Genomic DNA, 24,235 nt, shown 5'->3' with positions numbered 1-24,235 from the left:
GGGGCCCTCGGGGTCTGCGGTTTCCTCGGCGGACTCCGTGGCCGGTGGCTCGTCGGGGCCGGCTCCGCGGCCGGTGCGGGGGCGGGCGGGGGCGGTCGTCGCGGGGCGTTCGGCTGCGGCGACGGTGGCCAGGCGGCGCCGGCGGTTGACCAGGTGGCGGGTGGTCGACATGGTCCGGGGTTCCTCTCGGTACGGGGGCGGGGGTGTCAGCCGGCGGTGTTGCCGACGGGCGCCTGGCCGAGGGCGCTGAGCTTCCATCCGTCCGGCGTGCGGGTGAGCTGGCCGAGCATCCGGCTCTCCTTCACGGCGGGCTTGCCCTTCGGCGCGGTCACGGTCACCCGGAGCGCCACCATGACCCCGGCCTTCCCGGCCCGGTCGTCCAGTTCGGTCACCGCGCCGGCCAGCACCTTGGCGGTGCTGACGGTCTTCGCCTCCTGGATCTGCTTCACGAACCCGGCGCGCCCCTCCACGAGTTGCTGGTGCAGGTCCCCGGTGGTGGAGTCCTCCCAGCTGTCCAGGCCCTTCTCGATCTGCGCGTGGTCGAGCGTGTTCATGTTCTGCACGGCCTGCTCGCCGGCGGCCAGCACCGCGTCGCGGGTCTGGGCGTAGGCGGCCGCGTCGTCGTGCGCCGCCCGGTAGCGGGACACCCCGCCCCACCCCGCGGCGCCGGCCGCCGCGACCGTCAGCACGATCGCCACCGCCACCAGCGGATTCCTCGTCTTCGCTACCCGTGCCATCGCTGCCTCTCCCTGCCGGCGTTCCCGCCGTGCTGTGCTGTTCGTGCTGGGTGGTGCGGTGCCGTCGCCGGCGGGCTACCGGGAGGTGATCTCCACGATCGTCCAGTGCCCCTCGCGCAGACGGGCGGTGACGGAGAGCTGTGCGGCCGCCTTGCCGGCGGCCTTGCCCTCCCGCTCGTAGACCTGGTCCAGGAAGACGAGCAGATGGGCGCTGTCGGGCGTCAGCCTGGTCACCCCGGCCCGCACGACATGGGTGGTGAGGGTCAGTTTCTGGTCGGCCGCCTGCTTCTCGACCTGGCCGAACAGCGCCGCGTACTGCTGGAGCGCCTTGCCCGCGAGGAGTTGCTGCGCGGACGCCTTGGTGGCGGCGGTGCCGCCGGGGCTGTACGAGAACACCTTGCCGAGGGCGTTGGTGACCTCGCCGGCGACCTGGGCGGTGGCCGCGCTGTCGGTGAGCGCCAGGTTGGAGGTGGCCGGGGTGTCCCGCAGTTGCCGGCCGACCGCGTACATCACGGCCCCGGCGGCGAGCAGGACGACGACGAGGACGCCGGCGAGGACGCGCGGCCAGCGGCGGGCCGGGGCGGCGTCGGAGTCGGAGTCGGTGGTGTCGGAGCCGGAGTCGGTGGTGTCGGAGTCGGTGCTGGTGGCCTTGTCGGTGGGGTCGGTGGTGTCCGTGTCCGGGGTGGGGGCCGGGTGTGCGGCGGCGGGTGTCTCCTCGGGCCTCCGCGCGGTGTCCCCGGTTTCCTCAGGGGTTTCGGCCGCCCCGGTCGCCTTGCCGGCTTCGACGTCGGTGTTCATGCGCCGCTCCCTATGCCGAGCGCCGTGAGCGCCTTGATCTTCCAGCCGTCCCCGGTCCGGGCGAGCGTGGCCTCGAAGCGTTTGCGCTGGGTGCCGTCCTTGCCGGTGCCGTGGGTGATCTCGATGTCCACGGTGGCGATCATCAGCGCGGTGCCGGTCCGGTCGTCCAGTTCGGTGAGCGCGGCGTCGGTGACCTTGCCGCGCGCGGTGGTGCCGGACTTCACGAGGCCCGCGGCGTCCTTCTTGCGGGTCCGCGCCAGCTGGTCGCGCAGCGGACCGGTGGCGGAGTCCAGCCAGCCGGCCAGGCCCGCGTCCACGCTCGTCGCGTCCTTGCCGTCCATCGTGTTGAGCCGGGCGAGGGCCTGGCGGCCGTCCGCGAGGGCGGCGTCCCGGCTCTTGGCGTAGGACAGGTCGTCGTCGCCGCGGGCCTGGGCGTAGGACCAGCCGCCGAGCGCGCAGAGGAGCGCCGCGATCAGCACGACGGCCCAGCCGCCGAGGGTCCGGGTGCGGGGGTTCACTCGCCGCCCTCCTGTCCGAGGCCCAGCAGTCCGGCCATGCCCCGGACCGCCGGTGCCCGGTCGGTGGCGGCGCCGAGCACGCCGGGCAGCCGCTCGTCCCTGGTGTCGCCGAGGTGCAGGGCGCCGGCCTTCGCCGGTTCGGGCAGCGGGCCGCCCCGGGGGGCGTTGGCGCTGCCCCGGACGTCGATGCCGGAGCCGGGCGAGGCGGCGCAGCGGGCCTTGGTGTTGAGCGCGGGGGCGGGTGAGAGGTCGAGGCCGTTGCGGTAGGTCGTGCCCTCGTACCCCGCGGTGCAGGGCAGCGGCTCGAAGAAGGTGATCGACATGCCGAACCGGGCGCCGTCCTCGTCCACCGCGCTGGACCCGGCCGCGACGACGGCGGGCAGCTTCACGAGGAGTTCCTCCAGGCCGCGCTGGCGGGTGACGGCGACGTCGGAGGTGGTGAGGAGGTTGGCGACGACGACCCCGAAGCTGGGTTCGACGTCGCGCAGCAGCCCGCTGATCTGGCTGGTGGCGTCGGGGGCGGCGGCGATGAGGGCGCGCAGGTCGGTGTCGGAGCTCTTGAGCTGGGCGGCGAGTTCCTTGGCGCCGGAGGCGAACCCCTTGAGCGCTTCGCCCTGTTCGACCTGGGTGCGCAGGACCGTCTTGCCGTCCTCCATCAGCTTGGTGTTGACGGGCAGGGCCTCGTCGGCGGCCCGGACGAACTCGCTGCCGGTGTCCAGGAGGACCTGGAGGTCGTCCCCGCGTCCGCTGAACGCGGTGCCGAACTCGTCCACGACGGTGCGCAGCGACTCCAGGTCGACGGAGGAGGTGAGGTCGTTGACGCTGGTGAGGACGTCGGTCACGGGGGCCGGGACGGTGGTCTCGGCCTGGTCGATGACGGAGCCGTTCGCGAGGTAGGGGCCCTCGGTGCGGGCGGGCCGCAGGTCCACGTACTGCTCGCCGACGGCGGAGAGGTTGGCCACGACCGCCTTGAGGTCGTCGGGGATGCGGGGGGCGGACTTCTTGATCCGCAGTTCCGCCTCGACGCCGTCGTCGGTGAGTTCGATGGGGCCGACCCGGCCCACCGAGACGCCCCGGTAGGTGACGTTGGAGTGGGTGAAGAGGCCTCCGGTGCGCGGGAGTTGCATCTTCACGGTGTAGTAGTCGCGCATCCCGATGTAGTGGCCGAGGTCGGCGTAGCGCACGCCGAGGAAGCCGAGGACGAGCACGGAGATGATGAGGAAGGCGATGTTCTTGAGCCGGATGGCGAGGGTGATCATCAGTTGCTCCCCTTCGGTGCCGTGGCCCGGCTCGTCGTGGGCGCCGAGGTCGCGGGCAGGGGCAGCGGCAGTCCGGCGCCGGCGACCGCCTTCGCCGGCCCGGCCGTCCCGGTCCCAGGGGCGGGCTCGGGGTCGGGATCGTAGGCGGGAATGATCTGGGTGCCGGGTTCGGCCGTCAGGTCCAGGTAGACGTTGAGGTAGTCGCCCTTCACACCGCGCAGCACCTCGTCGGTGAACGGGTAGGTGAGCAGCACCTGGAGGGAGTCGGGCAGGTCGTTGCCGGAGTCGGCCAGGGCCCGCAGGGTCGGGGCGAGGGCCTTGAGGTCGGCGATGGTGTCCGCCTTGCTCTTGTTGATGGTGCCGACGGCGACGTCGGAGAGGGTGTCCAGGGAGCGGAGCATCGTCATGAGGGAGCCGCGCTGCTTCTCCAGGACCTTCATGCCGGGGCTCAGCTTGGTGAGGACGGTGCCGACCTGCTGCTTGCGGCCGGCGAGGGTGGCGGAGAGCCGGTTGACGCCGTCGAGCGCGGCGGTGATGTCGCCGCGGTGGTCGTCCAGGTTGGTGACGAGGGTGTCGACCCGGTGGAGCATGGACTTGATCTGGGGTTCCTGACCGGCCAGTGCCTTGTTCAGCTCGGTGGTGATGGTCTTGAGCTGCTGGACGCCGCCGCCGTTGAGGAGCATGGACAGGGCGCCGAAGACCTCTTCGACCTCGGGGTTGCGGTTGGTGCGGGTGAGCGGGATGCGGTCGCCGTCGGCGAGGGTGCCCTTCTCCTTGCCCTTGGCGGGCGGGGTGAGCTGGATGTACTTCTCGCCGAGCAGGCTGGACTGTTCCAGGTGGGCGTAGGCGTTGGCCGGCAGTTCGATGCGGCCGTTGACCTTCATGGTGACGCGGGCGCGCCAGCCGTCCGGGGCCAGCGAGATCCTGGTGACCCGGCCCACGGCGACGTCGTTGACCTTGACCGAGGACTGCGGGGCGAGGCTGAGGACGTCCCCGAAGTCCGCGGTGATCTCGTACGGGTGGTCGCCGAGGTCGGCGCCGCCGGGCAGCGGCAGGTCCTCGATGCCGGAGAAGCCGGGGGTTCCGCAGCCGGTGAGGAGGAGGGTGCAGCACAGGCCGAGCGCACCCAGCGCGGTGCCGCGGGTGGCCCCGAGGGCCGCGGGTCTGCGCGGTCGCCGGTTCATCGGTTCGCCCCCTTCGCGTCCTTCGCGTCCTTGGTGTCCTTGGTGTCCTTGGCGCCCCGGGTGTCCTCGGGGGTGCCGTAGACCGTGCCCACGGCGGGCAGCGGCAGCGCGGGCAGGGCCTGCTGCCGGGTGGTGTCCACCGGGGACAGGCCCTGGAGGCTGAGGGCGGTTTCGAGGAGCGGGCCGCCCATGCTCAGCTCGTTCAGGTTGGTCCGGCCGTTCAGGGTGCGGTGCTCGGGGTCGTACGCGTTCAGGACGTTGCCCGCCGAGAGCGGCAGGACGTCCATCGACTCGGCCAGCGAGGCGCGCTGGTCCACGAGGGCCTGGGTGATCGGCACGAGGGCGTCCACGTTCTTCTTCAGCTCGCCCCGGTTGTCCTTGATGAAGGTCTTGACCTGGGCGAGGGCGGTGCCGAGTTCCTTGAGGGCCGCGCCGAGGTTCTTCTTGTCGTCGGCGAGGAATCCGGTGACGGAGTTCAGCTGGGCCTCGGCGGCCCGGACGTTGCCGTCGTTGTCCTTCAGCATGGTGGTGAACGTCTGGAGGTAGGACAGCGTGTCGAAGAGGTTGCCGCTGGACTTGTCCAGGGTCTTCGTCGCCTTGCCGAACTGCTCGATGGAGTCGCCGATGTCCTTGCCGTTGCCCTTGAGGTTCTTGGCCCCGGTGTCCAGGAGTCCGGCGAAGGCGCCCTGCGCGTTGGCGCCTTCGGGGCCGAGCGCGGTGGAGAGTTCGGTGATGGAGGCGTAGAGCTGGTCCACCTCGACCGGTACGGCGTTGTGGGAGGCGGGCAGCTGGGCGCCCTCCTCCATGACCGCTCCCCCGGTGTAGGCGGGGGCGAGCTGGACGTACCGGTCGGCGACGAGGCTCGGGGCGACGACGACGGCGTGTGCGTCCTTGGGGACCTGGACGCCCTCGTCGATGCGCAGGACGACCTTGACGTCCTTGCCGCGCGGTTCCACCGATTCGACGCGGCCGACGCGTACGCCGAGTATGCGCAGGTCGGACCCGGCGTAGACGCCGGTGACCTGGTCGAAGTAGGCGGTGACGGTGGTGCCGCCCCGCTCCTCCAGGGCCATGACCCCGGAGGTGGCGGCGACGGCCACGACGGCGAGGCCGGCGCCGATGCCGATGACGCGGGTGAGTCTCATCTCAGTGCCCGCCTTCCTGCTTCGGAGGCATGCATCCGGTGGCGGGGGGTGTGTTCGCGGGCAGGTAGTTCTTCGGGACGACGCCGCAGACGTAGTTGTCGAACCAGCGGCCGTTGCCGAGGGTGTTGCCGACGAGCCGGTTGTAGCTGCCGGCCAGCGAGAGCACCTTGTCCAGGCTCTTGCGGTTCTTCTTGAGCACCTCGGTGACCCGGCCGAGGGCCTTGAGGGTCGGCTTGAGCTGCTTGTTGTTGTCGGCGACGAGGCCGCTGAGCTGGGTGCCCAGGTCGCGGGTGCCGGTGAGCAGCAGGTGGATGGCGTCGCGGCGGGCCTGGATCTCGCCGAGGAGCAGGTTGCCGTCCTCCAGGAGGGTTTCGAAGCCGCTCTTCTTGTCGGCGAGGGTCTTGGTGAGCCGCTTGCTGCCCTTGAGCAGGGTCGCCAGCTGGGCGTCGCGTGCGGAGACGGTCCTGGACAGCGCGGACAGGCCCTGGGCGGCGCTCTTCACGGCGGGCGGGGAGTTCTCGAAGGTGGCGGAGATCGTCTCGAAGCTCTTGGCGAGCTGTTCGGTGTCGATCTCGCCGATGGTCTCGCCCAGTCCGTTGAACGCCTGGGTGACGTCGTACGGGGAGGTGGTGCGGGAGGTGGTGATGCGCTCGCCGGGGTCCTGCGGGGCGTCGCCCAGCGGGTCGACGGCGAGGTACTTCTCGCCGAGGAGCGTCTTGATGGCGATGCCGACGGTGCTGGCGTTGCCGATCCAGGCGTCCTCGACCTTGAAGGAGACCTTCACCTTGGCGCCGTCCAGGGAGACGCCGGTGACCTTGCCGACCTTGACGCCGGCGACGCGGACCTCGTCGCCCTCGGTGAGTCCGGCGGACTCGGTGAAGTCGGCGCTGTAGGTGGTGCCGCCGCCGATGAAGGGGAGCGAGTCGGCGCGGTAGGCGCCGAACCCGACGAGGGCGAGCACCAGCAGGCCGACGATGCCGACGGCGACGGGGTTGCGGTGGCGCAGGGGCTTGATGCTCATGACAGGCACCTCGGCTGGGTGATCTCGATGCCGGTCGGCGGAGTGCTTCCGTCGCGGGTCGTCACGCCGCTGACCTTCGCCTCGCAGAGGTAGAGGTTGAGCCAGGAGCCGTACGACGTGAGACGGCTGATCGCCTCCATCTTGGCGGGGGTCTTCTCCAGGAAGTTCTCGATCTTGGGGGTGTTGTCGGCCAGGTTCCCGGAGAGTCTGCCGAGCTGCCGGATGTCGTCCTTGAGGGGTTTGCGGCCGTCCTCGAAGAGGTCGGCGGTGACGGTGGTGAGCGCGCCCATCGCGGTGACGGCCTCACCGAGCGGCTTGCGGTCGCCCGCGAAGCCGGTGACGAGGGCCTGGAGGGTGTCGACCAGGTCGTTGAACCCCTCCTCCCGGTCGTTGACGGTCTTCAGGACCGTGTTGAGGTTCTTGATCACCTCACCGATCACCTTGTCCTTCGCGGCGACCGTGCCGGTCAGCGAGCCGACGTGCTGGAGGATGCTGTCGACGGTGCCGCCCTCGCCCTGGAGCACCTGGACGATGGAGCCGGCCAGCTCGTTGACGTCGGGCGGCGAGAGCCCTTCGAAGAGGGGCTGGAAGCCGTTGAAGAGCTGGGTGAGGTCGAGGGCGGGGGTGGTGCGCGACAGCGGGATGGTGGCGCCCGGCGCGAGGCTCTCGCCGACGGGTCCGGCGCCCTGGCCCAGGTCGATGTAGCGCTGGCCGACCATGTTGAGGTACTTGATGGACGCGGTCACCGAGGCGGGCAGCTTCTTGCTCTTGCGGACGTTGAACCGGACCTCGGCGACCCGGCGGTCGGCGACCCGGATGGACTCGACCTGGCCGACCTTGACGCCGGCGACGCGGACGCTGTCACCGGCGATGAGGCCGGTGGCGTCGGTGAACCGGGCCTTGTACGAACGGGTCTCGCCGACCCCGGTGTTGGCGATGGACAGGGCCAGGACCGTGGTGGCCAGGCTGGTCACCACGATGAAGACGATCGATTTCGCGAGCGGTCCCGCGAGGGAGCGGCGCTTCACTTGAGCTTCACCTCCACACCGCGGAAGGCCGGGCCGATGAGCACGCTGCTCCACTCGGGCAGGGCCTGCGGCCGGACTTTCAGTGAGGGAGCGACCAGCTCGTTGACGAGCCGGCTCTCCTGCGGGGAGTTGGGCATGCCGAGCGAGGGATCGGCGGCGGGGACCTCGACCGGGTCCGCGGTGTCCGGGGCCGCCGCGGTCCGGCCGGCGGTCACGGCGTCGGCGGTGGGGACGGTGGTGCCGACGTACGGGATGGAGTAGCAGTGCGGTCCGCCGGTGGCGTTGTAGACCGGGGTGTCCTTGCCCGCGACGTACTTCCCCTTGGACGGCACGGTCTTGAGCGTGACGTGCAGCCCGGGTTCGCCGGTGCCCTTGCCGAGCGCCTTGTCCATCGCCGGTACGAAGTTGGCGACGGTGCGCAGGGTGCAGGGGAACTCGGAGGAGTACTTCGCGAGGGTCTCCAGGGTGGGCCTGCCACTGGCGGCGAGCCGGATGAGGTTGTCCTTGTTGCGCTGGAGGAAGGCGGTGACGTCGCGGGCGGAGGCGGTGGTGGAGCCGTACACGTCGGCGAGGTTCTCCCGCTGTTCGGCGAGGGTGCCGCTGGTGGTGGTGAAGTCGGTGAGGGCGTCCAGGACGTCGGGGGCGGCGTCGGCGTAGAGCCGGCTCACCTTGACGAGTTCCTTGATGTCCTCGTTGAGCGTGGGGAGTTGCGGGTTGAACCTCTTGAGGTGGGCGTCGAGGGTGACGAGGGTGTCGCCGAGCTTCTCGCCCCGGTCCTGGAGCGCGGTGGAGACCGCGTTGAGGGTGGCGGACAGCTTCTCCGGCTTGACGGCGGTCAGCAGCGGCAGGACGTTGTCGAGGACCTGTTCCAGCTCGATGGCGTTGCTGGAGCGGTCCTGCGGGATGACGTCGCCGGCGCCGAGGGTCCGCGCGGAGGGCGTGGGGGGCGGTACGAGGGCGACGAACCGCTCGCCGAAGAGGGTGGTGGGCAGCATCTGGGCGGTGACGTCGGCCGGGATGCGGTCCAGCTTGTCCGGCTGGATGGCGAGGGTGAGCCGGGCCCCGTCGCCGTCGGCGGCGATGCCGCGCACCTGGCCGACGACGACGCCGCGCAGCTTCACGTCGGCGTTCTCGTGCATCTCGTTGCCCACGCTGGACGTGCGTACGGTGACGGTCGCGTCGTGGGTGAAGTCCTTCTCGTACACCGAGACCGAGACCCAGATGAGGACGGCGGGCACGAGGAAGAAGGCGACTCCGGCGGTTCTGCGGCCGGTGGTGCGGGCGGCGCGGGAAGTCATCAGCCGGCCACCTTCACCGTCGTCGTGGCGCCCCAGATCGCGAGCGAGAGGAAGAAGTCGGTCACGCTGATCAGCACGATCGCGTTCCGTACGGACCGGCCGACCGCGACCCCCACCCCGGCGGGGCCGCCGCTGGCGTGGAAGCCGTAGTAGCAGTGGGCGAGGATCACCATCACGCTGAAGATCAGCACCTTGAGCACCGACAGGAGCACGTCCGTCGGGGAGAGGAAGAGGTTGAAGTAGTGGTCGTACGTGCCCGCCGACTGGCCGTTGAACAGGACGGTGACGTAGCGGGAGGCGACGTACGAGGACAGCAGCCCGATCGCGTAGAGCGGGATGATGGCGACGACGCCGGCGATGATGCGCGTGGTGACGAGGTAGGGCATGGAGCGCACGCCCATCGATTCAAGGCCGTCCACCTCCTCGTTGATGCGCATGGCGCCGAGCTGCGCGGTGAAGCCGGCGCCCACGGTCGCGGAGAGGGCGAGTCCGGCGACGAGCGGGGCGATCTCGCGGGTGTTGAAGTAGGCGGAGATGAATCCGGTGAAGGCGGCGGTGCCGATCTGGTTGAGCGCCGCGTACCCCTGGAGGCCGACGACGGTGCCGGTCGCCAGGGTCATCGCGATCATCACGCCGATGGTGCCGCCGACGACCCCGAGGCCGCCGCTGCCGAAGGCGACCTCGGCCAGGAGGCGCTGGACCTCCTTGAGGTAGCGGCGCAGGGTGCGGGGTATCCAGAGCAGAGCCCGTACGTAGAAGGTGAGTTGGTCACCGGATCGGTCGAGCCAGCCGAGCATCGACATGGGTCAGCTCCCCTTCGCGGGGACGATCTGCAGGTAGATCGCCGTGAGGACCATGTTCACGAAGAACAGCAGCATGAAGGTGATGACGACGGACTGGTTGACCGCGTCGCCCACCCCCTTCGGGCCGCCGCGCGGGTTGAGGCCGCGGTAGGCGGCGACGATTCCGGCGATGAAGCCGAAGATCAGCGCCTTGACCTCGCTGACGTAGAGGTCGGGCAGCTGGGCGAGGGCGGAGAAGCTGGAGAGGTACGCGCCCGGGGTGCCGTGCTGCATGATCACGTTGAAGAAGTAGCCGCCGAGGGTGCCGACGACCGAGACGAGGCCGTTGAGCAGGACGGCGACCAGCATGGTGGCGAGCACGCGCGGGACGACGAGGCGCTGCACGGGCGAGACGCCCATGACCTCCATGGCGTCCAGCTCCTCGCGGATCTTGCGGGAGCCGAGGTCGGCGCAGATGGCGGAGCCGGCGGCCCCGGACACCAGCAGGGCCACGATGATCGGGCTGGCCTGCTGGATGACGGCGAGCACGCTGGCGCCGCCGGTGAAGGACTGGGCGCCGAGCTGCTGGGTGAGCGAGCCGACCTGGAGGGCGATGACCGCGCCGAACGGGATGGAGACGAGGGCGGCGGGCAGGATGGTGACGCTGGCGACGAACCAGAACTGCTCGATGAACTCCCGCACCTGGAACGGCCGGCGGAAGGTCTCGCGGGTCACGGTCCCGGCCAGCGCGAACAGCCGGCCGGTCTCGCGCAGCGGGGCGGCGAGCCTGCTGGGGCGCGGGGCCGCGGGCGGCGGGGCGGCCTCCTCGGGGGCCCGGTCCACCGGTTCGTCGGGGGGCCGCACGGGCATGGGGGCGGTCACCGGCGTCCACCGCCCGCAGCCGGGCTGTAGCTGTCGAGGATGGCGGTACGGGCCGCCTCCGGCAGCTCGCCCAGCATCGACATGACGCGTTCCCGGCGGCGCAGGGCTCCCTGGCGCACCGGCAGGCCGGGCGAGGGCTCCAGTTGCGGCACGACGGTGCGTGGGGCGTTGGCGGAGCTGATGCCCTGGCCGTAGCCCTTGAGTTCCTCGGCGGCGAGGGTGGCGGCGTCCTTCTCCTCGGACATGCCGATGGGCCCCTCGCAGCGGCCGGCGAGGAACTGCGAGACGACGGGCAGTTCGCTGGTGAGCAGCACCTCGCGCGGCCCGAAGGTGACCAGGTTGCGGCGGAAGAGCATGCCCATGTTGTCCGGCACCGTGGAGGCGATGTCGAGGTTGTGGGTGACGATGAGCATCGTCGCGTCGATCTGGGCGTTCAGGTCGACGAGGAGCTGGGAGATGTACGCGGTGCGGACGGGGTCGAGGCCGGAGTCGGGCTCGTCGCAGAGGATGATCTGCGGGTCCAGGACGAGGGCGCGGGCGAGGCCGGCCCGCTTGCGCATACCGCCGGATATCTCGCCGGGGAGCTTGTTCTCGGCGCCGAGGAGGCCGACGACGTCGATGCGCTCCATGACGATGCGGCGGATCTCGGATTCCTTCTTGCGGGTGTGTTCCCGGAGCGGGAAGGCGATGTTGTCGAAAAGCGACATCGACCCGAAAAGGGCACCGTCCTGAAACATGAGACCGAAGAGCTTCCGTGTCTCCATGATGTCCCGCTCGGACCCGTTCACCATGTCGACGCCATTGACGAGAACGCGTCCGTGTTCGGGTTTGAGGAGGCCGATGATGGATTTGAGGAAGACCGTCTTTCCCGTCCCGGACGGGCCGAGCATGACACTGACCTCGCCTGCGGGAAGCGTGAGCGACACATCCTGCCAGATGTTCTGCTTGCCGAATGACTTGGTGAGCCCTTCGACGACTACTTCGATTCCCATCCCACCTCCTGCATGCGCTCACGAAGTGACAGAAGTGCACCGAGGGGCGCACGTTAAGTTCACCGGCACCGCCAGGACAAGCCCTTGAACAGCCCATTCGCAAAGATCCGGACCGCTTGTCATCCGATGACAAATTCCGGTCCCGATCTTGTGAACTACTGCGCAGTCCCGTCCGTCGGTGCAGGCCGGAACCCCGCGGCCCAGGGGGGCCTGCGCCGTGGGGTTCCGGAGGAAGTGCTCCGCCGGTGCGAGGGTTCCGAGGGCTGGGCCCTCCTGGAACGGGGTTCCCGGACACTGGGGATGCGCCTGGGCTCCCTCCGACGGGTGAGCAATCTCCGGCCGCGCCGGAGGAGTTGCTGACGGAGGCGACGCTACGGGTGAGTAACCTGACCCGCAATACCAGGTCATCAAGTTTTCGCGCGAGAGCGCAAAGCACTCCGTTCTTTCGCACCGATTGAGCAGGACGGCCGGAAAAACTGTCTCCGGATGACAAGTTCCACCCCCGACCGGCGCCCGCGGGGCCGGCGCGCCGGCAACCCCGGAACCACTGGAGACCGGCTCGAATACACAAGTGGCAGGCGGCGTTCCGGATTCTTCGGCCGCCGGCGCCCCGGGCGGGCGTCCGGGACCTGCGCACGAAGTGACAAGAAGGCCGAATCCCGTACTCATCCCTGACGGAGATGCCCGACCGGCCCCCAGATTCTCATACAGCGGGATTGTGTACCGGTGTTTCCCGCCAGTAACCTCACGGCTCGGTGAATGGGATTTCGTACCGGCGCCGTCCGCTGCCGTCCCGCCACCCGCTTTCCGCATTCCGTGCTCAATTCGCTGCGCACCGGGTATCTCTCCGGGCTCACCCGGCCGCCTCCACGACGGCCGCCTCCCATCGGAAATAAGGGGAAGACATGAGAACTGGCTCGAACCGGGTACGTGTGGGGCTGCTGGCCTCCTTCACCGCGCTCGCCGCCGTCGCGTCGATGGGCACGGCCACGGCCGCCACCACGACGCTGAACGGCAACTGGGCGCCCTTCGACCGCTGCCCGGTCGACGACCCCGCCATGCTGGCGGCGGACGGGGCGACGGACACCGCGATCTGCGTGTCGTCCCGCTCGGCCAGCGGCTCCATCAAGCTCGGCAACACCGAGGTCCCGGTCGGCGCCAGTGACCTCCAGATCGGCGTGGTCAACCACCCGGGCGGCACGTCCACCGTGATCTCCCCCAAGGGCGGCGCGCTCATCGCCGACTCCGCGAAGGTGCCGGGCGGCCTGCTCGGGCTGATGTGCCCGAACGACGTGCCCGTCATCACGGGCATCTGCAACACCCTCACCGACGTCAACCTGAACCGGGTGACGGCGACCATCGAGTCGGTCAACACCCCGACCGGCTTCCAGCTCGTGGCGGGCACGACCACCGGCAAGCCGATCGTCACCCTCCCCGTCCGCATCCACCTGCAGAACCCGCTCCTCGGCGACAAGTGCTACATCGGCTCCGCCTCGGACCCGATCCTGCTCAAGCCGCAGAACCTGACCCAGCCGGCCATCAGCAGCGAGAAGTTCGCCGGTGACGGAACCCCGGACCCGACCGGTCCGATGAACCGGCTCAACCTCCTGGGCGCCACCCAGACCGACACGACGTTCTCGGTCCCCGGCACCAACGGCTGCGGGCTGCTCGGCTCGCTCAACTGGGCGGTCAACCTCAAGACGGGCCTGCCCTCGGCCTCGGGCAACAACCACGTCACGCTGAACGACGCGCAGACGCACGTGGCGACGATGAACCGGCCGCGCGACACCGCGCCCAACGCGGGCAAGCTGCTGGCGCAGTACTGGCACTCGGCGGTGCGGTAACCACCCCGGGCCGTGAAGCCCGAAGGGGCCGCCTCCACGGGGAGGCGGCCCCTTCGCACGACCCGGGCCGTACTACGGAATGGGCTTCGTCTCGGGCAGCCCCGGCAACTTCGCCGGCGGGGGCGGGCAGTACGACCGCGTGGGGTTGGTCGGCACGCAGGTCGAGGCCTGGTTCATGAAGACCCCGTTGCCGGGGCCCGAGAGGGAGGCGGTGAAGATCGGGTCCAGGTCCTCGCCGCCCGTGCCGCAGCCGGTGAAGGGCGGGATGTCGATCTCACCCTCCAGGAGGCCGCCCACACCCACGTTCGTGTACTTGTCGCCCCCGTTGAGCAGCACCTTGAACGGCTTCGACGTCCGGCAGTCGCTTCCCACGTCCAGCGGCGTGCCGTTGACCTTGACGTCGTGGAGGCGCAGCGACTGGTAGAAGGAGGCGAGGGAGAACGTCTCCCGCCCGTTCGGGCCGATGTAGTTGCCGATCGAGATGGTCATGGGGCTGGTCTCGAAGGAGACCTTCGCCGTCACCGGCTGGAACCCGAAGGCCAGAAAGGTGGATTCGGCGTCCGGCAGATTCAGGTTCGCGAGCGAGTCGTACCGGGTGTAGCCGCCGCCCTCCTGGTTCGAGGACCGGACGGTGGCGAGCTTCGGCGACAGGACGCTGATGAGCGCCGGCTCGGCGCCACCGTTGATGATCATGGCACCGTTCAGTTTGCGCACGTTGGCCAGGCCCATCGCGTTGGCGCACATGAAGACGCCGGGCAGCTCCATGACCCTGACGGGGCCGCCCGGCGGCGGCTGTGGCGCGTCGCTCCCGTCCACTTCGCCCTCCGGGGGATCGACCGGACAGAAGTCGTCGGCCTCGTCCCCGGCGGCGGCGGGCTCCACCGTGATGTCCTTGTCCTCCGCCCGGCCGGAGCCGCCCGCGGGGGTGGAGGGCACCTCGGGGCGCCCGGACGGCTCCTCGCCACCGACGCCGGTCACCCGCGTGGTCGCGAGGTGTCCGCTCCCGTCCTCCTTCAGCCGGCAGGTCACCGTGGCCAGCGCCGGCACCTCCTGCTCCGGCGCCGCCGCGGCGGACCGCAGTTCCACCGTGAACTCCCCGACCGAGAACTCGGCGTCGCCCACGGACCCGAACGTCACATGGGGGACCTCTCCGGTGTGCACGAGCGTCACGTCGCCCTCGGCCGGCAGGGGTGTGCTCGGCGCGTTGAGCTCCCACCGCGCCTCGGCCGACTCGCCGTTCTGGGCGACGTTCGCCGTGAGCACGGTCCGGCCGGCGACGGCCTCGGCGCCCTCCGGCAGGAAACCGGCCAGGTCGGCGCGGGAGAGCGTGAGGGCGAGCGTCACGGGCCCCGGCTGCACGGGACGGCCGACCTCTCCGGTCTTCGGGATGTCCACCGACAGGGCCACGGTGGCGTCCACGGCCGCCTCGGTACCGTCCTCGGTGCCGCACGCGGCCGTCAGGCCGAGAGGACCGGCGTTCTCGTCCGCCGCCGAGCCTCCGCCGGACAACAGCCCGGCGAGCAGGGCCAGTCCGGCGACGGAGGCGACCCGCACGGAACGCCCCCCACGGGTCACGGGTATCTGAGTGTGCATGTCGGGGCATTCCTCCACGGGGGTGCGAACGGGTGGTGCGTACCGAGGTGGTCCGCGGGGGTGATGTGCGGGGCGCCTAGTCGACGACGTGGTACGTGGCGGTGATCCGGACCACGTCGCCGTCGTTGACGAGGCCGAGGCAGTCGGCGTCGGACGCGATCAAGTAGTCGTCGACGCGGACCTCGTCGACGGTGTGGTCGAAGGTCCCATGGAGGGCGCCCGCGAGGCCGACGGAGCAGCCGAACCCCTCGATGCGGAGGCCCACCCCCTGGATGCGGAGGAGGTCCACGTTCGGGTTCGAGGGGCTCTGCCCCTGGACGACGACCTGCCAGGGACTCGACGTGACCGCCAGATCGAAGTTCAAGCTGCTGATCGCGCAGTTGGTGAACGAGAAGGAGCTGATGTCGGCGACCACGGGAGCGGTCCCGGAGAGCCAGCCGCTCACATCGGAGGAGTCGCACATCAGCGCACCCGTCATCTCCACAGTCAGGTCGTCGGAGTGGGCCGTGTACGGCCCCGGCGGCGACAGTGTCGGGACGGCGCCGGTGCCGGCCGAGGCCGGGGCGACCGCGGTGCCCAGGACCGTGGCCAGCGCGGCCGCGACGACGGCGCATCCTCGCGTACGACGTTTCACACACTCACATCCTCACGGGTCGGGGCGCCGCGCGCGGTGCCCCCGAACGAGAAGGCCGGGCCGGCCGCGGAGAGGCTCCGCGGCCGACCCGTACCCGTGTGCCGTGCGTCAGCGGCCTTACGGCGTGCTGATCACCGGCGAGGTGCCGGTCGAGGTGACGTTGACGTGGTACGAGGCGTTGAAGGACGCCACGTCGTTGTCGTTGACCAGGCCGAGGCAGTCGGCGTTGGACGCGACCAGCTCGTTGCCCGACCCGTCGATGACCAGGTTGCCGGAGCTGTTGTCGTAGTAGCCGTACACCTTGCCGGTGAAGTCGGCGGTGCAGCCGAAGCCCTCGATGTGGGCGGAGATGCCGGTGACGTTGCCCTTGACCCGGTTGGAGTTGGCCGGGTCCACACCGGTGACGTTGATCGTCCACGGCGACAGCGTCATCGAGACGTCGAAGTCGAGGCCGCCGACCGTGCAGTTGGTGAAGCTGATGTTGGCGATGGAGGCCATGTTGGCCCCGGTGGCGCTGGTCGCGTTGACCGTGCCCGAGGTGACGTCGGAGGAGTCACACTCCAGGCTCGCGAACGGGACGTCCAGCGTCGGGTTGCTCGCGTGGGCGGTGTACGCGCCGCTGGGCGTCGCCGACCACGAGGCCGTGGCGCCGGCGGAGGCGTTGGTCACCGCCATGCCGAGGGCAGCGGCGGCGGCGGCGGTGATGAATGCGGCTCTACGTGCAAGGGTGTTCACGGAATCCGGTTCCCTTCGAGGGTGTGTGACCTACACCGGGGGGCCACTTCCGGCCGGGTAAGCGGCGCTCCCGGAGCGGGGGGTCACGAGACAGGAATGTGGCAGTCGTGGGTGTCCGACTGCTCGACCACTTGCGTTCGGCCATGACGCTACGGGCGAGTAATGTCGCTCCGCAACACGCCGGAACAAAGAATCTCCACAATCGCCCCGAAGGAACGGGAATTTGCTGCGCGGCGAGCAAGGCCCGCAGATTTTTTATCGAGAAGTGAGCATTCCCGGCGGCCCCGGGGTACCCCGCGCTGCTCACCTGATGACGGTACAGCCTCCGCCGCCGCCCAACACCCCACGTCACGGCCCTGCCGTACGGCCTCCCCCGCCACTCGCGCCGGGGACGCCGGCCGCCGGGCGGCCCTCTTGACTTCCCGACTCCGGCACAGTGGAATTCACCGCGAAAAGCGAAGGTGACATTGTTCGGAGAACCGGGATCAGCGGCCGGAGCGACCGCCGCATTACCGGCGTCCAAGCCCCCGCATCAGTGCCGCACAAGCGCCCCGCGAGCCGGACCCGAGCGCGGAGGGCGACCAGGTAGTTGGCTGAAAACAACCGGTACGTGGCCCCTACATTTCGTCTTGTCCTGGCTGTGTTCAGGGCCACACACGTGGACTATCTTCAACAGCCGATGTCGGTACGCACCTGACGACGGATGGGAGCGCTCTCCCGTCCGTCCACCCCCCATCGGGCGCCGGAGAGCAAGGGGTTGGAAAGGTATGCCGGGAGTTGCGCAACCCTCGGAGCTGGGAGAACCGCTGGGACCTCTGCCGCAGGAGTTCGCCACCATCGTGCGGCCGGAACTCCCCAGCCTCATCAAGGAGATCGGCCTGGAGGTCACCCGCGCCTACCCCGAGTACGCGCGGCTCCTCGAAGGCCCGTACGGGCAGGGCATCCGGGTGGGTGTCGAGCAGAGCATCTCGGTGTTCGTGGACCAGGTGGCCGAACCGAGCGCCCCGTCCGCGCTGCGCGACGAGATGTGCCGGAGGTTCGGCCGGTTCGAGGCGTACGAGGGGCGCAGCCTGGACCAGTTGCAGGGCGCGTACCGGCTGGGCGCGCGGGTGGCTCTGCGGCGGGCGAAGAAGATCGGCAGGCGCTACAACCTCTCCCCCACGATGATGCTGACGTTCGCGGACGCGCTCTTCTCGTACGTGGACGAGCTGGAGGCCCTGTCGCGCGAGGGGTACCTGGAGGTGCGGTCGGCCTCCGACGACCACACGGACACCCTGCGGCGCAGGCTGCTGCACCTGATCCTGGCGGGGCGGCCGGTGCCGCGCACGGCCATCGCCGAGTTGTGCGAGCAGACCGGCTGGACGCTGCCGGACGAGGTGACGCTGGTCGCGGTCCGGCCGTCCCCCGATCTGGACCGGCTGGCGATCGACCGCGACGTGCTCGTGGACTTCACCGAACCGCAGCCGCACTTACTCATACCGGGGCCCTTCGACGACATGCGCAGACGCATGCTCGAACACGCGCTCCCCGGCGTCCGCGCGGCCATCGGCCTCACCGTCCCGGCCTCCCTGGCCTCGGACTCGATCCGGTGGGCGCGGCGGGTGCTCGAACTCGTGGACGCCGGTGTCATCGACGACGCGCCGGTCATCCTCTGCGAGGACCACCTCATCACGCTGTGGCTGCTCTCCGATCCGGTCCTGCTGGACCAGCTCGCGCGCCGCGAACTCGCCCCGATGGCCAACATCAGCGCCAACCGGCGCGAGCGGCTCATCGAAACGCTGCGGATCTGGCTCGACACCCGCGGCACGGCGGCCCAGATGGGCGAGCTGCTCGACGTGCACCCCCAGACCGTCCGCTACCGGATGCGCAATCTGGAATCGATCTTCGGCGATCAACTGGTCGATCCTGAGGCGCGGTTCTCCACGGAGACCGTGCTCCGCGCGATGCGGCTGCGGGCCCGGGGCAACGACACACCCATCTGAACAGCGCGACGCGACCGCGAACGGACGAGCATCTCACGCGAAGTCAACCTACCCGCCGGTAAGGGGAAATAGCCGGTCATTCCCAAACGGTTGCCACACGGAGACGCACTCAACGAGAAACCCGGAACTGCGTCCCGTTATATGGAGGAGAGGTGCCGGCCGCCCACCCGGCGGCCCGGCGCCCGACCTTCTGGCCACCATCGAGAGGGAAACCCCCATGACCGCCCCGCACCTGCTCGTCCCCGTCCCGATCCCGGACCGTATCGCCGCGCTCATCGGCGCCTGCACGCCCGCGCACATCCTCCAGGCGGAGTTCGACGCCGAGTGCGCCGCGCGCGAGGTCCGCAGGTTCCGGGGGCCCCGGCTGGGCATCGAGGACCAGGCCGACCGCGAGGAAGCCCTGGCCGACCTGGCCCGCGCCAACAAGGTGCTCGCCGCCCACCACCCCCGGCTGGTGGTGCGCCCCGGCTCCGCCTGGTGACCCGGAGGGCATCCCGTACGGCCCCTCCGGAACGTCTTGCGGCGAGGCCGCGACACCCTTACCTTACTCCAAAGTAAGTTTACTTCGGAGTAAGGAACTGGCGTGCCCGACAACAGCAGTGGCAAGGTCACCGGCGAACTCGCCGCCCTCGACTTCGCGGCCGTCTCCCCCGAGGAGTTCGCCCGGATCGTGAAGGGCCTGTCCGCCAAGCAGCTCTCCGAGGTCATGCACGGCGAGTTGCGGACCCGGGTGCTCGGCGAGGTCTTCGGCCGGATGCGGCAGCAGTTCCGCCCGGAGGCGGCGGGAGGGCTGACGGCGCTGATCCGCTGGAAGATCACCGGGGACACCGAGGTGGTGTACGAGACCGCCCTCGCCGACGGGACCTGCACGGTGACCGAGGGCCGCTCGGACGCCGAGCCGCGCACCACGCTGATCATGGCGGACACGGAGTTCCTCAAGCTGGTCTCCGGCAACGGCAACCCCATCACCATGTTCATGATGCGCAAGCTGAAGGTGGCCGGTGACGTGGGCCTGGCCTCCGGGCTGACCCGCTACTTCGACATCCCGAAGGCGTGAGCCGATGAGCTACTTCTCCCTCGCCCTCACCGAGGAGCAGCGGGACCTGCGCGACTGGGTGCACGGCTTCGCCGCCCAGGTGGTGCGCCCGGCGGCGGCCGAGTGGGACGCCCGCGAGGAGACGCCCTGGCCCGTCATCCAGGAGGCCGCCCGGATCGGGCTCTACGGGTTCGAGTCGCTGGCCGACATGTACGGCGACCCCTCGGGGCTCTCCCTCCAGATAGCCAACGAGGAGCTGTTCTGGGGCGACGCCGGCATCGGCATGGCCCTGTTCGGCACCTCGCTCGCCGTGGCCGGGATCTTTGCCTCCGGCACCCCGGACCAGCTCGCCGAGTGGGTGCCCCAGTGCTACGGGGACGCGGACGACCCCAAGGTCGCGGCGTTCTGCGTGTCCGAACCGCAGGCCGGCTCCGACGTCTCCGCGATGACCACGAAGGCCCGCTACGACGAGGCGAAGGACGAGTGGGTGATCTCCGGCCAGAAGGCGTGGATCACCAACGGCGGCATCGCCGAGATCCACGTGGTGGTCGCCTCGGTCGATCCCTCGCTCGGCGCGCGCGGCCAGGCGGCGTTCATCGTGCCGCCCGGCACCCCGGGCCTCGCCGCGAGCCGCACCATCAAGAAGCTGGGCCTGCGCGCCTCGCACACGGCGGACGTCTTCCTCGACGACGTACGGGTGCCGGGCCACTGCCTGCTCGGCGGCCGGGAGAAGCTGGACGCCCGGCTGGCCCGCGCCCGCGAGGGCGGCACCGCCAAGGGGCAGGCCGCGATGGCCACCTTCGAGGTCAGCCGCCCCACGGTCGGCGCCCAGGCGCTCGGCATCGCGCGCGCCGCGTACGAGTACGCGCTGGAGTACGCCGGACAGCGCGAGGCGTTCGGACGGCCGATCATCGAGAACCAGTCGATCGCGTTCGCCCTGGCCGATCTGCGGACCGAGATCGAGGCCGTGCGGCTGCTGATCTGGCAGGCCGCGTGGATGGCCCGCAACGACCGCGCCTTCGACGCCGGGCAGGGCTCCATGTCCAAGCTGCGCGCGGGCGAACTCGCGGTGGCCGCGACGGAGAAGGCGGTCCAGATCCTCGGCGGCGCCGGTTACAGCCGGGAGCACCCGGTGGAGCGGATGTACCGCGACGCCAAGATCTACACGATCTTCGAGGGCACCAGCGAGATCCAGCGCCTGGTCATCGCCCGGGCGATCTCCGGCCGGCACATCCGCTGAGCGCGGGGGCGGCGGGCCGGGCCGCAAGCGGGCCCGCGAGGATGGGCGGGTCCGCACACCGCCGCATCCAGGGGAGCGCCCATGCCTGCCGTCCCGCGCCCGTCCGTCCTCTTCGTCACCGACCTCTCCTACGAGGCGCGCGGCCGGCGCTACTGCGACGAGGACATCCACCTGACCGCGCGGCTGCGGGCCGACTTCGACCTCGCGCTCTGCCACCCGCGCGACGCGGCGGCGCTGCTCGACCGGTTCGACGCCGTCGTCGTACGCAACAGCGGTCCGGTGCTGCACTACCGGGAGGCGTACGAGGCGTTCCGGGCGCGGGCCGCGGAGCTGGGCAGCCGGGTGTACAACCCGCTGACGGGGCGCGGGGACATGGCGGGCAAGCAGTACCTGGTCGATCTGAGCCGCGCCGGGTACCCGGTCGTCCCCACGGTGGACCGGGCGGCGGACCTGGGGCTGCTGCCGGAGGCGGCGGGCTATGTCGTCAAGCCGAAGCTGGGCGCGGACTCGGTCGGGCTGCGCTTCGTGACGGTGCCGGAGCTGGAGCCCGGCGCGGACGGCACCCTGCTCGTCCAGCCCCGGATCGACTTCCGCTACGAGGTGTCCTTCTACTTCGTGGACCACGACTTCCAGTACGCGCTGTACGCCCCGGACCCGGAGCGGCGGTGGGTGCTGGAGCCGTACGAGGCGAGCGCGGCGGACCTGGCGTTCGCCCGGTCGTTCGTGGAGTGGAACACGCTGGACCTCGGCATCCAGCGGGTGGACGCCTGCCGCACGGCGGACGGCGGACTGCTCCTCGTCGAGCTGGAGGACCTCAACCCGTATCTGTCGCTGGACCGGGTGGCCGCCCCCGTGCGCGAGACCTTCGCCGCCCGGATGACGGCTTCGCTGCGGGACCTGCTGGGCTGACACGTCCGGGCGTTCCCCGCATGCGGGTGATACGGCCCGGTGTGAGGGTGCAAGGGTGACCACTGCCAGCGAGACCGCACCCGCCGCGCAGAGTGCCGCCGCGCCGCCCGTGCTCGACCCGCGTCGCCGCAACATCGTCTTCGCCACGATCGTGCTGGGCATCCTGCTGGCCGCGCTGGACCAGACGATCGTGGGCACGGCGCTGCCCACGATCGTCTCGGACCTCGGGGGCGCCGCGCACATGTCGTGGGTGGTCACCGCCTATCTGCTGGCCGAGACCGTGGCGACGGTCCTGGTCGGCAAGTTCGGCGACCTGTTCGGGCGGAAGATCGTCTTCCAGGTGTCCGCGGTCATCTTCATCACCGGTTCGTTCCTGTGCGGGCTCGCGACCAACATGACGCTGCTGATCGTGTGGCGCGGGCTCCAGGGCATCGGCGCGGGCGGTCTGATGGTCACCTCGATGGCGCTCATCGCGGACGTCATCCCGCTGCGCGACCGGGGCAAGTACCAGGGCGCGATCGGCGCCGTGTTCGGGGTGTCCACCGTGATCGGCCCGCTGCTCGGCGGGTTGTTCACCGACCACCTGACGTGGCGCTGGGCGTTCTACGTCAACGTGCCGATCGCGATCGTGGTGGTCGTCGCGGCGGCCCGTACGATCCCGTCGGTGAAGGCGGCCGGGCGGCCGGTCATCGACTACCTGGGCATCGCGATGGTCACGGTCGGGGCCAGCTCCCTGATCCTGGCCACCAGTTGGGGCGGCAACGAGTACGCCTGGGGTTCCGGGGTCATCATCGGGCTCTTCGTGCTCGGTCTGGTGGCGCTCGCGCTGTTCTGCCTGGTGGAGTTCCGGGCGAGGGAGCCGATGCTGCCGATGCGGCTGTTCGGCAACCCGGTCTTCACGGTGTGCTCGGTCCTGAGCTTCATCGTGGGGTTCGCGATGCTCGGGGCGATGATCTTCCTGCCGACGTACCTCCAGTACGTGGACGGGGACTCGGCGACCCTGTCGGGGGTGCGGACGCTGCCCATGGTGGTCGGGCTGCTGGCCGCGTCGATCTTCAGCGGCAACGTGGTCAGCAAGACCGGGCGCTACCGGATCTTCCCCATCGTCGGGTCGCTGGTGATGGCGGCCGGCCTGTTCCTGCTGTCCCGGATGGGCCCGGACAGCGGGGTGTGGCTGGAGTCGCTGTACATGCTGGTGCTCGGCATCGGCATCGGCCTGTCCATGCAGGTCCTGACGATCGCGGTGCAGAACACCGTCGACTACGCGGACCTGGGCACGGCGACCTCGGGCGTGACCTTCTTCCGGACCCTCGGCAGCTCCTTCGGCACCGCCGTCTTCGGCACGATCTACGCCAACGCGCTCGGCCCCCACCTGCGGGACGGGGTCGCCGAGGCCGCGCGGGCGGGCGGTGATCCGGCCGTCCTGGCGAAGGCGTCGCAGAGCCCGGAGGGGCTGCACGCGCTGCCCGCCGCCCAGTCGGCGCCGCTGGCCCAGGCGTACGCGGACACCCTGCACACGGTGTTCCTGTGGACGGTGCCCGTCGCGCTGATCGGGTTCGTCGTCGCGCTGTTCCTCAAGCAGGTGAAGCTGCGGGACACGGTGCGGGCGGGCTCGACCGACATGGGTGAGGGGTTCGCCTCGCCGAACACCGCGGACTCCGCCCGGCTGCTGGAATTCTCGGTGGCCAGGGTGCTGCGGCGGGTGGACCCGGAGACGGCGCGGCGGATCGTGGCCGGTTCGGACACCCGGCTGGACATGGCGGGCGCCTGGGCGGTGATGCAGGTCGAGCTGTTCACGCGGATGGTGGGCCACGCGGGGCTGAGGCTGATCGCCGCCCGGCACCGGATTCCGCCGGAGGTCCTGGTGCCGGTCTTCGACCGGATGATCGAGGAGGGCTTCCTCACCGGGGACGGCCGCCTGTTCACGCACACCGCGGCCGGCCGCCGCGAGGCCCGGGTCATCAACGAGGCCTGGGCGCGCTGGCTCCACGACCAGCTGGGCGACGACGGCGGGCGCCCGGGCGACGCCCGGCTGCGCGCCGCCGTCGATGTGATCGCCAAGCGGCTGCTGGCGGAGGACCTGACGCAGGAGCTGGCCCCGGCGCTCCCGGCGGGCGCCCCGGCGTGAGGACCGGGGCGGGCGGTCAGTCCGCGAAGACGGCGCTCTCGTAGACCCAGGCGCCCTCGTGGCGCACGAAGCGGCTCTTCTCGTGGAGCGATCCGGCGCGCCCGCCCGCCGTGTAGTGGGCCCGGAAGGTGACCGTGCCGGTGGTGTGGAAGGCGCTGCCCTCCGTGGTCTCCAGGATCTCCAGCCGCTGCCAGCGCTGGTCCGGGTCGAGGTCCAGGACGGCGGGGCGGTGGTCCGGGTGCCAGGTGCGCAGCAGGTAGCCGGCGTCCCGGACGGCGAAGGCCGCGTAGCGCGACCGCATCAGCGCCTCGCAGGTCGCCGCCGGGGCCCCCGCCCCCCGCAGCCTGGCCGCCCCGGCCGGCCCGGTCCTGCCGGCCGCCGCACTCAAGACCGCCGCGCTGACCGCCCTGGGCGACCTCTTCGCGCCCGTCGCCCCCACGGTGGACGCTCTGCCCGCCTGAGCCGGACCGGCCGCACGAAAAGAACGCCG

23 protein-coding genes are annotated in these 24,235 nt (G+C 70.6%); 7 read left to right on the top strand and 16 right to left on the bottom strand.

Annotated elements, in window-relative coordinates; all coding sequences use genetic code 11:
- Window positions 1–206: 206 nt before the first annotated feature.
- The 12 genes from MHW47_RS14410 to MHW47_RS14355 all read right to left on the bottom strand — a co-directional run bounded on the left by MHW47_RS14410 (window position 207) and on the right by MHW47_RS14355 (window position 11,644).
- Entirely contained in the window at window positions 207–737 is a 531-nt protein-coding gene (locus MHW47_RS14410) for a nuclear transport factor 2 family protein (RefSeq protein ID WP_239223464.1), read from the bottom strand.
- 75 nt (window positions 738–812) lie between these two features.
- Window positions 813–1,535: a hypothetical protein gene (locus MHW47_RS14405; protein WP_239223463.1), complete on the bottom strand. Its 723-nt coding sequence runs from the start codon at window positions 1,533–1,535 to the stop codon at window positions 813–815.
- Window positions 1,532–2,053, bottom strand: a complete 522-nt coding sequence (locus tag MHW47_RS14400; protein WP_239223462.1) for a hypothetical protein — start codon at window positions 2,051–2,053, stop codon at window positions 1,532–1,534. The genes MHW47_RS14405 and MHW47_RS14400 overlap by 4 nt, the downstream gene beginning before the upstream one ends.
- Window positions 2,050–3,312 carry an MCE family protein gene (locus MHW47_RS14395; protein ID WP_239223461.1) on the bottom strand — a complete coding sequence of 421 codons (1,263 nt, stop codon included), beginning with the start codon at window positions 3,310–3,312 and terminating at the stop codon, window positions 2,050–2,052. Before MHW47_RS14395 ends, MHW47_RS14400 begins: the two co-directional genes overlap by 4 nt.
- Window positions 3,312–4,496 carry an MCE family protein gene (locus MHW47_RS14390; protein WP_239223460.1) on the bottom strand — a complete coding sequence of 395 codons (1,185 nt, stop codon included), beginning with the start codon at window positions 4,494–4,496 and terminating at the stop codon, window positions 3,312–3,314. The genes MHW47_RS14395 and MHW47_RS14390 overlap by 1 nt, the downstream gene beginning before the upstream one ends.
- Complete coding sequence (locus MHW47_RS14385; RefSeq protein WP_239223459.1) at window positions 4,493–5,641, bottom strand: MCE family protein; 1,149 nt, start codon at window positions 5,639–5,641, stop codon at window positions 4,493–4,495. Before MHW47_RS14385 ends, MHW47_RS14390 begins: the two co-directional genes overlap by 4 nt.
- A gap of 1 nt (window position 5,642) precedes the next feature.
- Window positions 5,643–6,662, bottom strand: coding sequence for an MCE family protein (locus MHW47_RS14380; protein WP_239223458.1), 1,020 nt, complete (start codon window positions 6,660–6,662; stop codon window positions 5,643–5,645).
- Window positions 6,659–7,690 carry an MCE family protein gene (locus MHW47_RS14375; RefSeq protein ID WP_239223457.1) on the bottom strand — a complete coding sequence of 344 codons (1,032 nt, stop codon included), beginning with the start codon at window positions 7,688–7,690 and terminating at the stop codon, window positions 6,659–6,661. Before MHW47_RS14375 ends, MHW47_RS14380 begins: the two co-directional genes overlap by 4 nt.
- Entirely contained in the window at window positions 7,687–8,988 is a 1,302-nt protein-coding gene (locus MHW47_RS14370; RefSeq protein WP_239223455.1) for an MCE family protein, read from the bottom strand. Before MHW47_RS14370 ends, MHW47_RS14375 begins: the two co-directional genes overlap by 4 nt.
- Window positions 8,988–9,791, bottom strand: coding sequence for an ABC transporter permease (locus MHW47_RS14365; protein WP_239223453.1), 804 nt, complete (start codon window positions 9,789–9,791; stop codon window positions 8,988–8,990). The genes MHW47_RS14370 and MHW47_RS14365 overlap by 1 nt, the downstream gene beginning before the upstream one ends.
- A 3-nt stretch (window positions 9,792–9,794) precedes the next feature.
- Complete coding sequence (locus MHW47_RS14360; RefSeq protein ID WP_239223452.1) at window positions 9,795–10,652, bottom strand: ABC transporter permease; 858 nt, start codon at window positions 10,650–10,652, stop codon at window positions 9,795–9,797.
- Window positions 10,649–11,644 (bottom strand): ABC transporter ATP-binding protein, encoded by a 996-nt coding sequence (locus MHW47_RS14355; protein WP_111339254.1) that lies wholly within the window; start codon window positions 11,642–11,644, stop codon window positions 10,649–10,651. The genes MHW47_RS14360 and MHW47_RS14355 overlap by 4 nt, the downstream gene beginning before the upstream one ends.
- A 905-nt stretch (window positions 11,645–12,549) precedes the next feature.
- Between MHW47_RS14355 and MHW47_RS14350 the strand changes: the two genes are divergently transcribed.
- A complete protein-coding gene (locus MHW47_RS14350) occupies window positions 12,550–13,488 on the top strand; it encodes a hypothetical protein (RefSeq protein ID WP_239223450.1) in 939 nt (312 codons plus the stop codon).
- Between the two features lie 72 nt (window positions 13,489–13,560).
- On the opposite strand, the gene MHW47_RS14345 is transcribed toward MHW47_RS14350, so the two are convergent.
- The 3 genes from MHW47_RS14345 to MHW47_RS14335 form a co-directional block, all read right to left on the bottom strand.
- Window positions 13,561–15,081 carry a DUF6801 domain-containing protein gene (locus MHW47_RS14345; protein ID WP_239223449.1) on the bottom strand — a complete coding sequence of 507 codons (1,521 nt, stop codon included), beginning with the start codon at window positions 15,079–15,081 and terminating at the stop codon, window positions 13,561–13,563.
- Between the two features lie 76 nt (window positions 15,082–15,157).
- Window positions 15,158–15,715, bottom strand: coding sequence for a hypothetical protein (locus tag MHW47_RS14340; protein WP_239223448.1), 558 nt, complete (start codon window positions 15,713–15,715; stop codon window positions 15,158–15,160).
- Window positions 15,716–15,832: 117 nt separating this feature from the next.
- Complete coding sequence (locus MHW47_RS14335; protein WP_239223447.1) at window positions 15,833–16,450, bottom strand: hypothetical protein; 618 nt, start codon at window positions 16,448–16,450, stop codon at window positions 15,833–15,835.
- Window positions 16,451–17,217: 767 nt separating this feature from the next.
- Here MHW47_RS14335 and MHW47_RS14330 point away from each other — a divergent pair.
- From MHW47_RS14330 to MHW47_RS14305, 6 genes are all read left to right on the top strand, one after another.
- Complete coding sequence (locus MHW47_RS14330; protein ID WP_239223446.1) at window positions 17,218–18,432, top strand: helix-turn-helix domain-containing protein; 1,215 nt, start codon at window positions 17,218–17,220, stop codon at window positions 18,430–18,432.
- Window positions 18,433–18,649: 217 nt separating this feature from the next.
- Window positions 18,650–18,913 carry a hypothetical protein gene (locus tag MHW47_RS14325; protein WP_239223445.1) on the top strand — a complete coding sequence of 88 codons (264 nt, stop codon included), beginning with the start codon at window positions 18,650–18,652 and terminating at the stop codon, window positions 18,911–18,913.
- 102 nt (window positions 18,914–19,015) lie between these two features.
- On the top strand, window positions 19,016–19,489 hold the full coding sequence (locus MHW47_RS14320) for an SCP2 sterol-binding domain-containing protein (protein ID WP_239223444.1): 474 nt from the start codon (window positions 19,016–19,018) through the stop codon (window positions 19,487–19,489).
- A gap of 4 nt (window positions 19,490–19,493) precedes the next feature.
- The gene (locus MHW47_RS14315; protein WP_239223443.1) at window positions 19,494–20,708 is read left to right on the top strand and encodes an acyl-CoA dehydrogenase family protein; all 1,215 of its coding nucleotides are present in this window, start codon (window positions 19,494–19,496) and stop codon (window positions 20,706–20,708) included.
- A gap of 81 nt (window positions 20,709–20,789) precedes the next feature.
- Window positions 20,790–21,617, top strand: coding sequence for a hypothetical protein (locus MHW47_RS14310; RefSeq protein ID WP_239223442.1), 828 nt, complete (start codon window positions 20,790–20,792; stop codon window positions 21,615–21,617).
- A gap of 55 nt (window positions 21,618–21,672) precedes the next feature.
- Entirely contained in the window at window positions 21,673–23,745 is a 2,073-nt protein-coding gene (locus MHW47_RS14305) for an MDR family MFS transporter (RefSeq protein WP_239223441.1), read from the top strand.
- A gap of 16 nt (window positions 23,746–23,761) precedes the next feature.
- On the opposite strand, the gene MHW47_RS14300 is transcribed toward MHW47_RS14305, so the two are convergent.
- Window positions 23,762–24,133 carry a YchJ family protein gene (locus MHW47_RS14300; protein ID WP_239223440.1) on the bottom strand — a complete coding sequence of 124 codons (372 nt, stop codon included), beginning with the start codon at window positions 24,131–24,133 and terminating at the stop codon, window positions 23,762–23,764.
- Window positions 24,134–24,235 lie beyond the last annotated feature (102 nt).

Origin of the sequence: Streptomyces sp. OfavH-34-F (genome assembly GCF_022347745.1) — a bacterium.
Classification (GTDB): domain Bacteria; phylum Actinomycetota; class Actinomycetes; order Streptomycetales; family Streptomycetaceae; genus Streptomyces.
This window is presented reverse-complemented; position numbering and strand designations above follow the sequence as displayed.

Excerpts from the sequence above, each read along its gene's own strand:
- MHW47_RS14325 (WP_239223445.1), top strand. The coding sequence starts at position 18,650 with ATGACCGCCCCGCACCTGCTCGTCCCCGTCCCGATCCCGGACCGTATC.
- MHW47_RS14380 (WP_239223458.1), bottom strand. The coding sequence starts at position 6,662 with ATGAGCATCAAGCCCCTGCGCCACCGCAACCCCGTCGCCGTCGGCATC.
- MHW47_RS14315 (WP_239223443.1), top strand. The coding sequence starts at position 19,494 with ATGAGCTACTTCTCCCTCGCCCTCACCGAGGAGCAGCGGGACCTGCGC.
- MHW47_RS14365 (WP_239223453.1), bottom strand. The coding sequence starts at position 9,791 with ATGTCGATGCTCGGCTGGCTCGACCGATCCGGTGACCAACTCACCTTC.
- MHW47_RS14355 (WP_111339254.1), bottom strand. The coding sequence starts at position 11,644 with ATGGGAATCGAAGTAGTCGTCGAAGGGCTCACCAAGTCATTCGGCAAG.
- MHW47_RS14405 (WP_239223463.1), bottom strand. The coding sequence starts at position 1,535 with ATGAACACCGACGTCGAAGCCGGCAAGGCGACCGGGGCGGCCGAAACC.
- MHW47_RS14345 (WP_239223449.1), bottom strand. The coding sequence starts at position 15,081 with ATGCACACTCAGATACCCGTGACCCGTGGGGGGCGTTCCGTGCGGGTC.
- MHW47_RS14330 (WP_239223446.1), top strand. The coding sequence starts at position 17,218 with ATGCCGGGAGTTGCGCAACCCTCGGAGCTGGGAGAACCGCTGGGACCT.
- MHW47_RS14370 (WP_239223455.1), bottom strand. The coding sequence starts at position 8,988 with ATGACTTCCCGCGCCGCCCGCACCACCGGCCGCAGAACCGCCGGAGTC.
- MHW47_RS14350 (WP_239223450.1), top strand. The coding sequence starts at position 12,550 with ATGAGAACTGGCTCGAACCGGGTACGTGTGGGGCTGCTGGCCTCCTTC.
- MHW47_RS14385 (WP_239223459.1), bottom strand. The coding sequence starts at position 5,641 with ATGAGACTCACCCGCGTCATCGGCATCGGCGCCGGCCTCGCCGTCGTG.
- MHW47_RS14395 (WP_239223461.1), bottom strand. The coding sequence starts at position 3,312 with ATGATCACCCTCGCCATCCGGCTCAAGAACATCGCCTTCCTCATCATC.
- MHW47_RS14410 (WP_239223464.1), bottom strand. The coding sequence starts at position 737 with ATGGCACGGGTAGCGAAGACGAGGAATCCGCTGGTGGCGGTGGCGATC.
- MHW47_RS14390 (WP_239223460.1), bottom strand. The coding sequence starts at position 4,496 with ATGAACCGGCGACCGCGCAGACCCGCGGCCCTCGGGGCCACCCGCGGC.
- MHW47_RS14310 (WP_239223442.1), top strand. The coding sequence starts at position 20,790 with ATGCCTGCCGTCCCGCGCCCGTCCGTCCTCTTCGTCACCGACCTCTCC.